Source organism: Flavobacterium sp. SORGH_AS_0622 (genome assembly GCF_030818825.1).
Lineage (GTDB): Bacteria > Bacteroidota > Bacteroidia > Flavobacteriales > Flavobacteriaceae > Flavobacterium.
In genome coordinates, this window is the sequence record NZ_JAUTAX010000001.1 from 4,699,082 (window position 1) to 4,712,381 (window position 13,300).

The 13,300-nt window shown below is 34.2% G+C and carries 16 protein-coding genes and 1 tRNA gene; 11 read left to right on the plus strand and 6 right to left on the minus strand.

The genetic code is table 11. The features are described from left to right. Window positions 1–366 precede the first annotated feature (366 nt). On the minus strand, window positions 367–786 hold the full coding sequence (locus tag QE431_RS20180; protein WP_307299702.1) for a hypothetical protein: 420 nt from the start codon (window positions 784–786) through the stop codon (window positions 367–369). 44 nt (window positions 787–830) lie between these two features. Continuing rightward, window positions 831–1,421, minus strand: a complete 591-nt coding sequence (locus tag QE431_RS20185; RefSeq protein ID WP_057115959.1) for a thymidine kinase — start codon at window positions 1,419–1,421, stop codon at window positions 831–833. A gap of 235 nt (window positions 1,422–1,656) precedes the next feature. On the opposite strand from QE431_RS20185, the gene QE431_RS20190 reads away from it, so the two are divergent. The 7 genes from QE431_RS20190 to QE431_RS20220 all read left to right on the plus strand — a co-directional run bounded on the left by QE431_RS20190 (window position 1,657) and on the right by QE431_RS20220 (window position 8,804). Next, window positions 1,657–2,730: a hypothetical protein gene (locus QE431_RS20190; RefSeq protein ID WP_307299704.1), complete on the plus strand. Its 1,074-nt coding sequence runs from the start codon at window positions 1,657–1,659 to the stop codon at window positions 2,728–2,730. A 45-nt stretch (window positions 2,731–2,775) separates the two neighbouring features. Next, window positions 2,776–3,492 carry a 16S rRNA (cytidine(1402)-2'-O)-methyltransferase gene (rsmI, locus tag QE431_RS20195; RefSeq protein ID WP_307299705.1) on the plus strand — a complete coding sequence of 239 codons (717 nt, stop codon included), beginning with the start codon at window positions 2,776–2,778 and terminating at the stop codon, window positions 3,490–3,492. An 80-nt stretch (window positions 3,493–3,572) separates the two neighbouring features. Next, complete coding sequence (locus QE431_RS20200; protein ID WP_134142649.1) at window positions 3,573–3,917, plus strand: HopJ type III effector protein; 345 nt, start codon at window positions 3,573–3,575, stop codon at window positions 3,915–3,917. Between the two features lie 82 nt (window positions 3,918–3,999). Next, window positions 4,000–5,712 (plus strand): single-stranded-DNA-specific exonuclease RecJ, encoded by a 1,713-nt coding sequence (gene recJ / locus QE431_RS20205; protein ID WP_307299708.1) that lies wholly within the window; start codon window positions 4,000–4,002, stop codon window positions 5,710–5,712. Beyond that, window positions 5,699–6,982 (plus strand): MFS transporter, encoded by a 1,284-nt coding sequence (locus QE431_RS20210; RefSeq protein ID WP_307299709.1) that lies wholly within the window; start codon window positions 5,699–5,701, stop codon window positions 6,980–6,982. The genes recJ and QE431_RS20210 overlap by 14 nt, the downstream gene beginning before the upstream one ends. 170 nt (window positions 6,983–7,152) lie before the next feature. Next, entirely contained in the window at window positions 7,153–7,509 is a 357-nt protein-coding gene (locus QE431_RS20215; RefSeq protein WP_134142652.1) for a hypothetical protein, read from the plus strand. Between the two features lie 83 nt (window positions 7,510–7,592). Continuing rightward, entirely contained in the window at window positions 7,593–8,804 is a 1,212-nt protein-coding gene (locus tag QE431_RS20220) for a cytochrome c3 family protein (RefSeq protein ID WP_307299710.1), read from the plus strand. On the opposite strand, the gene QE431_RS20225 is transcribed toward QE431_RS20220, so the two are convergent. The 3 genes from QE431_RS20225 to QE431_RS20235 all read right to left on the minus strand — a co-directional run bounded on the left by QE431_RS20225 (window position 8,805) and on the right by QE431_RS20235 (window position 11,000). Further along, window positions 8,805–9,548 (minus strand): UDP-2,3-diacylglucosamine diphosphatase, encoded by a 744-nt coding sequence (locus QE431_RS20225; RefSeq protein ID WP_307299711.1) that lies wholly within the window; start codon window positions 9,546–9,548, stop codon window positions 8,805–8,807. It lies immediately after the preceding gene. Window positions 9,549–9,627: 79 nt separating this feature from the next. Then, entirely contained in the window at window positions 9,628–10,080 is a 453-nt protein-coding gene (locus QE431_RS20230; RefSeq protein ID WP_035653234.1) for a 6-carboxytetrahydropterin synthase, read from the minus strand. 155 nt (window positions 10,081–10,235) lie between these two features. Beyond that, a complete protein-coding gene (locus QE431_RS20235) occupies window positions 10,236–11,000 on the minus strand; it encodes an enoyl-CoA hydratase/isomerase family protein (RefSeq protein ID WP_307299716.1) in 765 nt (254 codons plus the stop codon). 441 nt (window positions 11,001–11,441) lie between these two features. On the opposite strand from QE431_RS20235, the gene QE431_RS20240 reads away from it, so the two are divergent. The 4 genes from QE431_RS20240 (at window position 11,442) to QE431_RS20255 (ending at window position 13,050) form a co-directional block, all read left to right on the plus strand. After that, a tRNA-Ala gene (locus QE431_RS20240) sits at window positions 11,442–11,515 on the plus strand. 66 nt (window positions 11,516–11,581) lie between these two features. Next, a complete protein-coding gene (locus QE431_RS20245) occupies window positions 11,582–11,830 on the plus strand; it encodes a GIY-YIG nuclease family protein (RefSeq protein WP_307299718.1) in 249 nt (82 codons plus the stop codon). A 289-nt stretch (window positions 11,831–12,119) separates the two neighbouring features. Then, the gene (locus QE431_RS20250; protein ID WP_057115149.1) at window positions 12,120–12,473 is read left to right on the plus strand and encodes a hypothetical protein; all 354 of its coding nucleotides are present in this window, start codon (window positions 12,120–12,122) and stop codon (window positions 12,471–12,473) included. A gap of 169 nt (window positions 12,474–12,642) precedes the next feature. Beyond that, window positions 12,643–13,050, plus strand: coding sequence for a hypothetical protein (locus tag QE431_RS20255; RefSeq protein ID WP_057115150.1), 408 nt, complete (start codon window positions 12,643–12,645; stop codon window positions 13,048–13,050). A 63-nt stretch (window positions 13,051–13,113) separates the two neighbouring features. Here the strand turns inward: QE431_RS20255 and QE431_RS20260 are convergent, their stop codons facing one another. Further along, on the minus strand, window positions 13,114–13,290 hold the full coding sequence (locus QE431_RS20260; protein ID WP_307299720.1) for a hypothetical protein: 177 nt from the start codon (window positions 13,288–13,290) through the stop codon (window positions 13,114–13,116). Window positions 13,291–13,300 lie beyond the last annotated feature (10 nt).

Below are 13,300 nucleotides of genomic sequence, written 5' to 3' on the forward strand. Positions count from 1 at the left end.
TACCGACGAGACATTCCTACGGAATGAAATATTACTATTTCTTTAAAGCAGCAAACCCGACAGGTTTTATCAATTAACCAAAAATAATATCCCTATATTGTTTATATTCCGTAGGAATATTTCATCGGTAGCAAAAAAAAACAGTGTATTGCATTGTGTCCCGTAGGGACACCTGTTTTTACGAAATTAACCTCAATAATAATTTGTTCTCTAATCAAACGTCTTATGGAACGTAAACCACCCATATCAAATTATATCTACCGACGAGACATTCCTACGGAATGATATATTGCTGTTTCTTTAAAACACGAAACCCGACAGGTTCTAAAAATCTGTCGGGTTTAGTAACGTCTCTAGAACGCTAAATTATTTATATTGATCTGGTAATATCTTTACAGTAAATAAAAATGCTTTCTTTTTATCACTGTAACTATAAACCAACGTATAGTCATTATCTCTAAAAACCTGAAGTCCAGGATTTGCTTTTGCAGTACTTACGAGACTTTTTTCAATTTCTTCCTGAATTACATTGACTTCTGCGGTTTCTTTTACCACATTCATTAATGTTAAATTGTACTGCACGATTCTCTCTTCCGGTAAAGTCACACTATCTAGGCGAATTCCTTGCTGAATTGTCAGCGGGCAATTCTTATTGTATTTTTCAACTAATTCCTTTACTTCGGTATTTACTTCATCAGCATTTTCAGAAAGATAAAATTGAAAAAAAGCAGCAGCAGCCAAAGCAACACCAATTATAATTAATAATAAAAGATTCTGTTTTCTCATAATTTCTTTTCTCGAATTGCTAAGTAAATATTAAATGGAATTAATTATTTTTCCTCATTTTTCTTCATTGCATTAAAATACGCTGCACGGCTAAGTGGTTCGTATTCTTCAGTTTCACCCAGCATAACCAATTTATCATTATCTGTTTTTCTAAAACTATAATTGGCCAAATTTCCAGTTCTGGTACAAACTGCATGCACTTTGGTTACATATTCAGCTGTTGCCATAAGTCCGGGCATTGGTCCAAACGGATTTCCTTTAAAATCCATATCAAGTCCGGCAACAATTACACGAATTCCCTGATTGGCTAAATCATTACAAACCGTGATAATTTCATCATCAAAAAACTGAGCCTCGTCAATACCAATCACATCACAGCCTTGCGCCAAAATTAAAATATTGGCCGCTGCGGGAACTGGAGTGGAACGAATTTCATTAGCATCGTGCGACACTACCATTTCGTCATGATAACGGGTATCGATTGCGGGTTTGAAAATTTCGACTTTTTGCTTGGCAAATTGAGCACGTTTTAATCTGCGGATTAATTCCTCGGTTTTACCCGAAAACATTGATCCACAAATAACTTCAATCCAACCAAATTGTTCTTTGTGATTTACTGTATTTTCGAGAAACATTTTGTATTTTTCTGCCTTTAAAAATGAATAGTTTTTATTACTTTGTACTGGTAATAAATCGACGTAAAAATGTGCTGTTTTACATTTTTTCAAAAGTAGAAAATTTTTATCAAATCGGAGATTAGCTAACGCTTATTAACAGAAATAAAAAAATATCTTTTGGATTTCTTTCAGAATAAAGACATTCAGACATTAAATACACTAAAATACCTTATTCACTATAATTTCAACAGTTATGAAAAAAAAATTGGAAGCCGATTTAATCAGCATTGCACATCGAATTTTGAAACTTAAAAACAAGTCCGATATCAATCAATTGTATCTTGAAACTCAGAAATTATATGAGAAATTAGCGGTATTAAAGTTTGTAGAAGAAAATTTTGATGCTGCAAAACCAACAATCGGACAAAATGATATTACTTCAGAATTAGAAACAATTTTTGATAAAGAGGAAATAACTCCCGCTGCCGCTCAAATAGAAACTCCTGCCGCTTCAGCAGTCATTGAACTTGAGGAATCTTACGAACCAGAAGTTAACGAAGAAATCACTGCTGAAATTCCTGAACTGATTACAGAAGAAACTGAAGAACCAATAGCTGCAGAAGTTACTGAACCAATTATTGAGGAAACTCCAGAGCCAATTGCTGCTGAAATTATAGAACCTGAAGTAGAAAAAATTGAGGAACCAGTTGTTTCAGAAATTATTGAAGTCGAAGCAGAAAAAGAAAGTGAAAAGATAGAAGAACCAAAGGAGAATATCGAAGAATTTTCATTTACAACCGTAAACGAATTAAAACCAATTCCAGATTTCATACCTGCTTTCGAATTAGAAACTGAAGAAATAAAAGAGGAAGTTAAAGAAGAACCAAAAACAGAAACTTCTCCAATACCTACCATTTTATTTGAAGATTTTGGAGTGAATTATGCCGATGCCCAATTTGTAAAAGTTGATAGTTTTGAGGCTGTTCCTCCAGCTAAAACTCCTTCAATTAATGATTTTAAAGAAGAGAAAAAAGTTGAAACTGCGGTTCTTGAAACTCCTGCACAGCCAAAAGCGGTTAGTTTAAATGAAAAACTGGCAAGAGGTTTTCATATTGATCTGAACGATCGAATTGCATTTACTAAAAATCTTTTCGGCAACAGCACAGAAGATTACAGCCGAGTTTTAAACCAATTAATGACTTTTGATTCTTATGATGAAGCAAAAGAATTTATTGAAAACATGGTAAAACCAGATTATAACAATTGGGAAGGAAAAGACGATTACGCAGAACGTTTCCTTGGAATTGTGGAGAAGAAATTCGCTTAAAGACATTTTCACATCTCACATTTTACATTTCACGAATAAACAATTATGTCAAAATTATATATCGTTCCAACGCCAATTGGCAATCTTGAGGACATGACTTTTAGAGCCATTCGGGTTTTAAAAGAAGTCGATTTGATTTTGGCGGAGGACACCCGAACAAGCGGTAAACTCTTAAAGCATTTTGAAATTGGCACGCACATGCACAGCCATCATATGCATAACGAGCACAAAACAACCGAAAATTTAATTGCCCGTTTGAAAGCTGGCGAAACGATTGCTTTGATTTCGGACGCTGGAACTCCAGCAATTTCAGACCCTGGATTTTTATTGACCCGAGCTTGTGTCGAAAATAAAATCGAAGTTGAATGTCTTCCAGGCGCAACTGCTTTCGTGCCTGCGCTGGTAAACAGCGGACTCCCAAATGACAAATTTGTTTTTGAAGGATTTCTGCCCGATAAAAAAGGACGTCAGACTCGTTTTTTGGCTTTAGCCGAAGAAACGCGAACAATGATTTTATACGTTTCGCCGCATAAACTCGTTAAAACTTTAGCAGAATTTGTTCAATATTTTGGCGAAGACCGACAAGTCTGCGTTTCGCGAGAATTATCAAAAATGCACGAAGAAAATGTACGCGGAACTGCAAAAGAGGTTTTAGCACACTTCGAAAAAACAGCACCACGCGGCGAAATCGTTGTGGTCGTTGCTGGAAAAACAATAATAAAAGAACCTAAGAAAAGTAAGTTTCCTAAGGATGAAGAATAATTATAGCCACGAATTTCACGAATTAGCACGAATTAAATTAGTGGAAATTCGTGAAATTTGTGGCAAAAAAACATAACAATATGAGCATACAAGCCTTTTTAGAAAAAGTAAAACAAACTCCAACTCACATCACATTTCCTGAAACTATTGCCGTAATCGAGGAAAATTACAACTTTACTCCAACCGCTTTTCAAAACGGAACACAGCATAATGCTGCCGGCGAAAATTCTGGTTCTTGTAAATTATTTTCTTTCGCAAAATTGCAGAATTTGAACAAAGAAGAAACTTTGGCGTGTTTCGGAGCTTTTTATTTTGAAGAAGTTCTTGGAGATCCAAACGGGACAAATCACCAGAACATTAGAAACTTCATCAACTTAGGCTGGGACGGAATTCAGTTTGAAGGAAATGCTTTAGAAGCAAAATAATTATCTAAGATTTTTGATTAACGATTTTTGATTTCAGAAATCAACAATCTAAAATCTATACTCTAAAATCTAAAATCAACCCATGCGTTGGACCTTAAAACCAAAACCCTCTGAAGATAAAATCAAACATTTGGCGCAAGCCCTAAATGTAGAAGATTTTGTAGCAACACTTTTGATTCAGCGTGGTATTGAAACTTTTGAAGATGCGAAGAACTTCTTTCGCCCGTCTTTAGAACATCTACATGATCCGTATTTGATGAAAGATATGGACAAAGCTGTTGCTCGAATCGAAGCGGCAATTGAAAACCAGGAAAATATTATGGTTTTCGGCGATTATGATGTTGACGGAACAACAGCGGTTTCTTTGGTTTCTTCTTACTTAAAATCACATTATCCAAACATTGCCACGTATATTCCAGATCGTTATAACGAGGGTTACGGCATTTCGTATAAAGGAATTGATTATGCAGACGACAATGGAATTTCCTTAATTATCGCACTTGACTGTGGTATCAAATCGGTTGATCATATCGCTTACGCGAAAGCGAAAAACATTGATTTCATTGTATGCGATCACCACCGTCCTGGAGAATTTCTCCCAGATGCTGTTGCAGTTCTTGACCCTAAAAGAGAAGACTGCTCCTACCCTTATGATGAATTATGCGGCTGCGGTGTTGGTTTTAAGTTGATTCAGGCTTTAGGTCAAAACCGAAATGAAACTATTGAAGATTTAGTTGCTTATCTCGATTTGGTTGCTACGGCAATTGCGGCAGATATTGTACCGATTACGGGAGAAAATCGTGTTTTGGCTTATTTCGGATTGAAAGTTATTAATAGCGAACCGAGACCTGGAATTAAAGCTTTGGTGCATCAGGTAAAAAAGAAAGTTCTCGATATTACCGATGTTGTTTTTATTATTTCACCGAGAATTAATGCTGCAGGAAGAATCAAACACGGAAATCATGCGGTTGAATTATTAACTGAATTTGATTTTGAACAAGCACAGCAATTCGCTTCAGAAATTGAACAGTACAACGCAGACCGAAAAGATTTAGATAAAAAAATTACCAAGGAAGCTTTTCAGCAAATTTTACAAAATAATGAAGAAGAACGTTTTTCGACTGTTGTTTTTCAGGAAGACTGGCACAAAGGCGTAATCGGGATCGTAGCTTCAAGATTGATTGAAACTTATTATCGACCGACTTTAGTTTTTACCAAAAGCGGTGACAAATATGCTGCTTCTGCCCGATCTGTAAAAGGTTTTGATGTGTATAATGCGCTTGATGCTTGTTCCGAACACCTAGAACAATTTGGAGGTCATATGTATGCAGCTGGAATGACTTTAAAAGCCGAAAATTATCAGCTTTTTAAAGAGGCTTTTGAGAAATGTGTGCAAGAAACCATTCAACCCGAAATGCGCACTCCAGAAATTGAAATTGATGCAGAGATAAACTTCTCAGACATCACTCCAAAATTGATTAGAATTTTAAAACAATTTGAACCTTTTGGTCCTCAAAATATGACTCCAGTTTTTATGACTTCTGATGTAAAGGATACGGGGTATGCCAAAACGCTGGGTTCAGAAGAAGAACATTTAAGACTTTTCGTCAAACAATCCCGAGGTCTCGGGACCGACGGAATAGCCGCAATTGGCTTTGGACTGGGAAAAAAACTCAATATTGTACAAAATCAAAATCTGTTTCAATTGGCATACTGTATTGCCGAAAATGAATGGAACGGAAATATTTCAACACAGCTTATGCTGAAAGACATTAGAACAAATGGAAGAGATTAAATCCAATAAGCCAGATCCGTATCAGGCATTGCGTTATAAAGAATTCAATGTATTTTTATTATTGCGTTTTGCGATGGTTTTTGCCTGGTCTATGCAGTTTATTATAATCGAATGGGAAGTTTACAGTTTAACTAAAAATCCGCTTTCGTTAGGAATTATTGGTTTAATGGAAGTTATTCCTGCCGTTTCGATGGCATTATTTGCCGGTCATATTGTCGATCAAAGAGAGAAAAAAGGATTATTAGTAAAATGTATTTTAGGTTTTTCAGTAATTAGTTTTGGATTATTTTTACTGACTTGGCCTACAGTTGTTGGCGGCTGGTCTTCGACTGTAATTCTGTATTCCATTTATGCATTAGTGTTTTTGGGAGGTTTAGTACGTGCTTTTCTTGGGCCTACTATTTTCTCTCTTTTGTCCTTGATTATTCCTAAAAAAGTATATCCAAATGCTGCAACTTGGAGCAGTTCGGTTTGGCAGATCGGAGCTGTTATGGGACCTGCAATTGCTGGATTTTCTATTAACTGGATAGGAGTTCACTGGTCAATGTGTCTGGTATTTGGATTCTCAATTCTTTCTTTAGTTGCGCTATCACAAATCAGTAAAAAACCAATCATAAATCCAAAAATTGGAGAATCAATCAAAGATAGTTTAACCGAAGGCTTGACTTTTGTATTCAGAAACCAAGTTGTTTTAGGCGCTTTATCACTAGACATGATTGCTGTACTTTTTGGAGGAGCAGTTGCACTATTGCCTGTTTTTGCTCAGGACATTTTAAAAGTTGGTGCTGAAGGCTTTGGAATTTTAAGAGCTGCCCCTGCAGTGGGAGCTTTTATTACTATGATTATTTCTGCCTATGTTCCTTTGTATAAAAATGCAGGGAAAAAACTTTTAGCTGCCATATTTGTTTTTGGATTATCAATTATCTTATTTGGCCTTTCTACTTATTTCTGGCTTTCTGTTTTCGCTTTATTTTTAAGCGGTTTGGCTGATGGAATTTCTGTAGTAATCCGCCAAACGATTCTACAACTTAAAACTCCCGATCATATGCGTGGGCGTGTTGGTGCTGTAAACTCAATTTTCGTTGGATCTTCTAATGAATTAGGTGCTTTTGAAAGTGGTGCAACTGCTAAATTAATGGGAGCTGTAACCTCTGTTGTTTTTGGAGGAAGTGTGACTCTTTTGACTGTTGTGGTAACAGCATTAAAATCGCCGACATTCAGAAATTTAGATCTTCATAAAGATATGGAAGATCATCAAAAGTTGGAATAATACTTACAGAAACATAGAAGTGCTATAAGTTAATTTTCAAATCTATCAACAATCAATTTAAATTATCTTATATCACTTACATGGCATAATATTTTTTCTAGTTTTTACGAACTTTTTATTTAGAATTGATATAAATAATATTTATATTTGTTGACATAAAAGGTTTTACGATGAGAGAAATTGAACAAATATACCATAACAACTTTGGAATAGCTTTTTACTGGAAAGATCATAATACGACAATTTCAGACAAAGTACAATTGGTTTTTAAAGAAACCGGCTTTTATTTTACCATTCAGGAATTAAATCTTTTTTGTGATTTAATTGAAGACAGTATGGTTGAAAATGGCTGTTGTGAAGCTTGTGAAATGAAATATTCCTGCCATAAATTTCTACTTAAAACTCCATGTAACTCTATTGATTTAGCTGTAAATATGACCGAACTAAAATCAATCAAAGATTTGGTTGAAGGTTCTTTATTCAAAATTGAATTGGATGAATATGTTTACGGAGTAGGCATGAACTAAGAAGCATTCTAAATATTTTAACAACATTTGTTCATTATTGAAATATATTTTGATTCAATTCAAAAAAAAGTATATTTACAGCAATGAAAAAAGCTGTATTTCTAATTACCAATATTCTTTTGGCAATCTTATTTGTCAACTGCAACAATAAACCAGAAGAATATATTGACCCGCGCGGAACTGATTACGCAGGTTCTGAAAGCTGCGTTCAATGCCATAAAACGCAGTCGGAAATGGTGTTTCATAGTTCACACTTCAAAGCTACAGCGCCGGCAATACTAGAAAATGTTTCTGGCGATTTTGATTCTAAAAATCATACTTTCATTTATGATAAAAACACCAAATTGGTCATGGAAAAACATGGCGACAGTTTGTACCAAGTTTTGTATAAAAATGGAAAAGAAACAGCCAAATATAAATTCGAAATTGTTTTTGGAACCAAACACGCCCAAACATCAGTTTACTGGAGAAATAATAATACTTACGAATTACCTCTTTCCTATTATCATTCTGTAAATAACTGGGCTACAAGTCCTGGTTTTCCTGCCGATAAACCTTATTTTGATCGAATGGTCGTAAAAGATTGTTACGCCTGCCATAGTTCTAATATCAGTTCTAGAACAGTTGACCAAAGTTCTGCAGAAAAAAACTTTATGTCTATGGACATTGAAGATGTTATCAATAAAAAAACTATTGTTTACGGAATTGACTGCGAGCGCTGTCACGGACCAGCAAAAAAACATGTGGAATTTCATTTAAAAAATCCAAATGTGAAAGTCGCAAACAGTATTACCAGTTTTAAAACACTGAACCGACAACAAAAACTAGATGCCTGTGCATTATGTCATGCAGGAAATGATGGAATGAAATTAAAATCTCGTTTTGAATTTAAGCCTGGAGATAATCTTTCAGACTTCTTTCGGGAAACCAGAAGTATAAATGATACAACACAATTTGATGTTCATGGAAATCAATTTAGATTAATGGCTCAGAGTAAATGTTTTATCAACAGCGAAAAAATGGATTGTATTACTTGTCATAATCCACATGAAAATGCATCTAAAAACATGGTGTCATATTCTAAAATCTGCATGACCTGTCATCAAGGCTTAAAACACAACGAAACAACGCTTAAAAGCATGCCCGAAAAATTATTAGCCGACAATTGTGTAGAGTGCCACATGCCTAAGAAAGCTTCAAATGCAATTAGTTTTCAGCTTTCGAACAGTAAACAACTTTCAAATTATATTTTGAGAACACACAAAATTGCAATTTATCCAAACAGCAAAAAGTAATTAGTTCTTGAATTCCTTCAATTCAAAAGTTTCGCCGTCAAAAACACCATATGTAAAATAACCAATCCAGTCGCCCAGATTAACATACTGGGAATCTTCTCCAACGGTACGAATCATTGGTAAATGGCGATGTCCGAAAATAAAATAATTATAATGTTTGGTTTCTAGTTTGCGCTTTGCGTACAAGATCAGCCATTCTTTTTCTTCGCCTAAAAACTTAATGTCTTCATCTCCAGAAATCAATTTGTTTTTAACCGATAAATATTGCGCCAAACTTACACCAACATCTGGATGAAGCCATCGAAAAAGCCATTTTGAAAACGGATTCGTAAATACCTTTTTCATTCTTTTATAACCTTTATCACCAGGACCTTTTCCGTCGCCGTGACCAATTAAAAAGGTTTTTCCGTTAAAAGTAAACTCTTTGTTATCGTGATAAACGGGAATATTCAATTCGGTTTCAAAATAATCATTCATCCATAAATCATGATTTCCAACGAAAAAATAAATCGGGATGCCGCTGTCGCGAATTTCAGCCAGTTTGCCTAAAATGCGTACAAATCCTTTTGGAACCACCGTTTTGTATTCAAACCAAAAATCAAATAAATCACCCAATAAAAAAATCGCTTCTGCATCTTCTTTAACCTCATCAAGCCAAGCCACGAATTTCTTTTCACGTGGCAAACTCAATTCTGGAGTAGGCGCACCAAAATGCTGATCTGAAGCAAAATATATTTTTTTCATTTAATGTGAGATGTGAATTGTGAGATGTAAGATGTGAAATGAAAAGCATTTTACTTTTCACATTTCACTTTTAACTTTTTTACAAATTATCAGAAGCGTACCATTCTGCGAAAGAAGATTCTGTTTCTTGAAGTTTTAGCGAGAAAAGAGAAATTCCTTTTGGAAGTCTTGCCACAATTCTTTCTGCAAAATCTACCACCATATTTTCGCTTGTTGGCTGATAATCTACCAAAATAACATGATGACCACGATTTTTCAATTCATTAGCCAATTCGATATGCGGCGTTGTTTGGTTAAAAACAGTTGCATGGTCAAACTGATCGACGATTTCTTCTTTTACAATTTTCTTTAGATCCGAAAAATCAATTACCATTCCGAACTTTACATTCGATCGATCTGTAATTGGCGAACCAATAACAGTTACCGATAATTTATAACTGTGTCCGTGAACGTTCTTGCATTTTCCGTCGTAACCGTACAATGCATGTCCAGTTTCGAAACTAAATTGTTTTGTAATTCTGATATTACTCATCGATGTTTAATTTTAAGGATGCAAATTTACGAATTAATAACCGTTTAAATAATAAATTCCAAATAAAGAAAAATTCCAAAATCCATTACGAATTTAATGTAATTGGAATTTGGAATTTCTCCACTTAGAATTTCTCCAGTTGGAATTTCCCTTATCTATTTTTTAAACTGAAGCAAAGCATTTCTGCTAAAATCAGATAAAACTAGTTTACCCGTAATTGCAGCACGTTCGAAAAGAAGCGATTCCCAGTTTTCTGTATTTTCCCAAATAATCTTTTTCATTTCCTGCAAAGCTTCAGGATTGTATGAACTTAATTTTCGAGCAAAACTTTCAACGTCTGCATCAAGATCACGAATATCTTTTAAAACAGAATAAAGTCCTTTTTGAAAAGCCCAATCTGCCGATTTCCATTCATGTGCTGCTAAGGTCATTTCTGTCATTGCTGTTTTCCCTATTTTGCGAGAAACCGCAGGCTCAATTACAAAAGGTCCGATTCCGATTGCCAATTCAGATAATTTAATATCACTTTGTGGAGTCGCAAAAACATAATCGCAGGCAGCAATAATTCCGACACCGCCGCCAACAGCTTTCCCTTGTACACGACCGATTATAATTTTATTGCAATTTCGCATTGCATTCAACAAATGGGCAAAACCAGAAAAAAATTCAGTTCCCTGTTCTTCATCTTCAACCTTTAAAAGTTCATCAAAAGAAGCGCCTGAACAAAAGGTTTTCTCACCTTCACTTTTTAAAATAATAACCGAAACATTTTCATTTCGGCTTAACGAATTAATTTCGGCGGTAAGCTGATCTAGTAATTGACGCGGAAAAGAATTACTTGCAGGATGACCAAACTGAACCGTTGCAATTGTATTTTGAAAAGAAGTTTCTAAACTTCCATTTAGATTTTCTGAACTCATAAAAAATAGATTTAAACGTAAAGTTACGCTTTTGCAAAATATTTTGTCTGATTGATTTCTAAATTTGTTTTTTGAGAATTATTTGACTTTATTTGTTATGCTTTTGGGGGATTAGCTCATTTGGCTAGAGCGTCCCGATGAAAATCGGGAAGGCGACAGTTCAAATCCGATATTCTTCACAAAACAAAAGGGGGATTAGCTCATTTGGCTAGAGCGTCCCGATGAAAATCGGGAAGGTGACAGTTCAAATCCGATATTCTTCACAAAACAAAAGGGGGATTAGCTCATTTGGCTAGAGTATCCCGATGAAAATCGGGAAGGTGACAGTTCAAATCCGATATTCTTCACAAAACAAAAGGGGGATTAGCTCATTTGGCTAGAGTATCCCGATGAAAATCGGGAAGGTGACAGTTCAAATCCGATATTCTTCACAAAACAAAAGGGGGATTAGCTCATTTGGCTAGAGTACTTGCCTGGCAGGCAAGGGGTGACCGGTTCGAATCCGGTATTCTCCACTAATAATTAAAAAAATACCCAAACAGATATTGATTCGGTTTGGGTATTTTCATTTATATAAAACTATGTTTTACACTTATATTTTATATTCTTCTTCACTGAATAAATATTATATTGGATCTTGCCAAAATATCGAACAACGTCTAAATGATCATTTAAACAGCAGAAGTAAATTTACAAGAACAGCTAAGGATTGGGAAATAAAATATTTCGAAACTTTTCATACAAGAAGTGAAGCTTACCAAAGAGAAATGCAAATTAAAAAAATGAAAAGTAGAAAATACATTGAGAATCTTATAGCTACAAAAGGCTAAAGTATCCCGATGGATCGGGAAGGTGATCGGTTCGAATCCGATATTCTCCCCAGAAACCGTATTACTTAGTTGTGATACGGTTTTTTATTTAGATAGCGACAAAAAACGTAGAATGGAAATTTAAACTTCAACAATAGCCTTTTGCATTAATATCTAATAGCAGAATTACAGCTTTTAAAAGACAACCTGCACAAATAAAAACATTTTTAAGTAACTTACATTAAATTATAACCTTAGCAAAATTTAAGCTTTACCATACAAATTAGTAATCTGTAAAATCAACTTAAAAATGACATTATTATTACGATGGTTATTACTACCAATAATAGCTTTGATTGCATTATTATTCTGGAAAGGAAGTCCGCTTCTTATAAAATCAACATTATTAATTATTCCGCTAGCTTTAATTATTGGCTGGTTTGCTCATGAAGGCGCTTTTAGCGGAAGCGGCGGATTAGAAAAAGTATATGGTTTATTAACCTTAATTGGTTTTCTATTATTTTACGAAATCGGAATGTTGATCGATCGTTATTATCTAGTCAAAAAAAGCATTAGTTCTGCGGAAGATGACATATTACTAATAATCGGATTAGTTCTCTTAATTGTATCTGTTATTTATTTTGTAATAATAATTTCAGAATAAAACCATAATTAAGCATTATTATCAAAATTATTATTTAGAAGTTTTGGACCAAAGAATTCTTTTATGGCATCATTTTTTTTCTAAAAAAATGTCCTAATTTATTATATTTAAAACTAAACCAGTATCTCGTTCAAATTTCATCGAATCAATTTTGTAAAAAAATTTAATGATGAAAAAATTAATAGTTTTACTAAGTCTAGTTTTTATGTATTCATGTTCATCTGACGAAAGTCAAGATGGTATGAGTATTGATGGTGGTTATAATATCAATGCTAAAATTAATCCTCCTCAGTGGATTCAAGGAACATGGATTGACTCTAAAGGTCAAATATTTGAATTTACAAAATCTGATATTACTTGTAACTCTTATGGAAATCTTTATTCGGCTAAAGGAGAAGTACAGTATTACATCATTCAGGATGAAGATCCAGAAATTACGCAAACACAAACCGATGATTCTTATATTTTACAATATAAAAATTCTGCTTCTTCCAAAAGAACTTATAGTTTTGTCAAAATATCAGATACAGAAATAGAATCCAAAGGAGCTTTTAAAGGAATTTATACTAAAAAATAAAATCTACCTTTTTATAAAATAAACGATAAAAACCGCATAGCAACTAGTTATGCGGTTTTATTTTTATTTTTCATTTGCCGAATCTTCAGCATCTACGTCGTCTTTGTCTGTTTTTTTGAAATCATTATTCAGCAAATTTTCCAATTTCCTTTTTTCTTTTTGGTTTTTTCTGAGTGTCAAAATAACCAAGATGATAACTAATAGTGCTACAACTCCTATTACAATCCAATTAATTTTCATAGTTTGAATT

Coding starts and splice junctions, on each gene's coding strand:
- QE431_RS20260 (WP_307299720.1), bottom strand. CDS start 13,290: ATGAAAATTAATTGGATTGTAATAGGAGTTGTAGCACTATTAGTTATC.
- QE431_RS20210 (WP_307299709.1), top strand. CDS start 5,699: ATGGAAGAGATTAAATCCAATAAGCCAGATCCGTATCAGGCATTGCGT.
- QE431_RS20220 (WP_307299710.1), top strand. CDS start 7,593: ATGAAAAAAGCTGTATTTCTAATTACCAATATTCTTTTGGCAATCTTA.
- recJ (WP_307299708.1), top strand. CDS start 4,000: ATGCGTTGGACCTTAAAACCAAAACCCTCTGAAGATAAAATCAAACAT.
- QE431_RS20190 (WP_307299704.1), top strand. CDS start 1,657: ATGAAAAAAAAATTGGAAGCCGATTTAATCAGCATTGCACATCGAATT.
- rsmI (WP_307299705.1), top strand. CDS start 2,776: ATGTCAAAATTATATATCGTTCCAACGCCAATTGGCAATCTTGAGGAC.
- QE431_RS20255 (WP_057115150.1), top strand. CDS start 12,643: ATGAAAAAATTAATAGTTTTACTAAGTCTAGTTTTTATGTATTCATGT.
- QE431_RS20250 (WP_057115149.1), top strand. CDS start 12,120: ATGACATTATTATTACGATGGTTATTACTACCAATAATAGCTTTGATT.
- QE431_RS20200 (WP_134142649.1), top strand. CDS start 3,573: ATGAGCATACAAGCCTTTTTAGAAAAAGTAAAACAAACTCCAACTCAC.
- QE431_RS20215 (WP_134142652.1), top strand. CDS start 7,153: ATGAGAGAAATTGAACAAATATACCATAACAACTTTGGAATAGCTTTT.
- QE431_RS20225 (WP_307299711.1), bottom strand. CDS start 9,548: ATGAAAAAAATATATTTTGCTTCAGATCAGCATTTTGGTGCGCCTACT.
- QE431_RS20185 (WP_057115959.1), bottom strand. CDS start 1,421: ATGTTTCTCGAAAATACAGTAAATCACAAAGAACAATTTGGTTGGATT.
- QE431_RS20235 (WP_307299716.1), bottom strand. CDS start 11,000: ATGAGTTCAGAAAATCTAAATGGAAGTTTAGAAACTTCTTTTCAAAAT.
- QE431_RS20180 (WP_307299702.1), bottom strand. CDS start 786: ATGAGAAAACAGAATCTTTTATTATTAATTATAATTGGTGTTGCTTTG.
- QE431_RS20230 (WP_035653234.1), bottom strand. CDS start 10,080: ATGAGTAATATCAGAATTACAAAACAATTTAGTTTCGAAACTGGACAT.
- QE431_RS20245 (WP_307299718.1), top strand. CDS start 11,582: ATGTTTTACACTTATATTTTATATTCTTCTTCACTGAATAAATATTAT.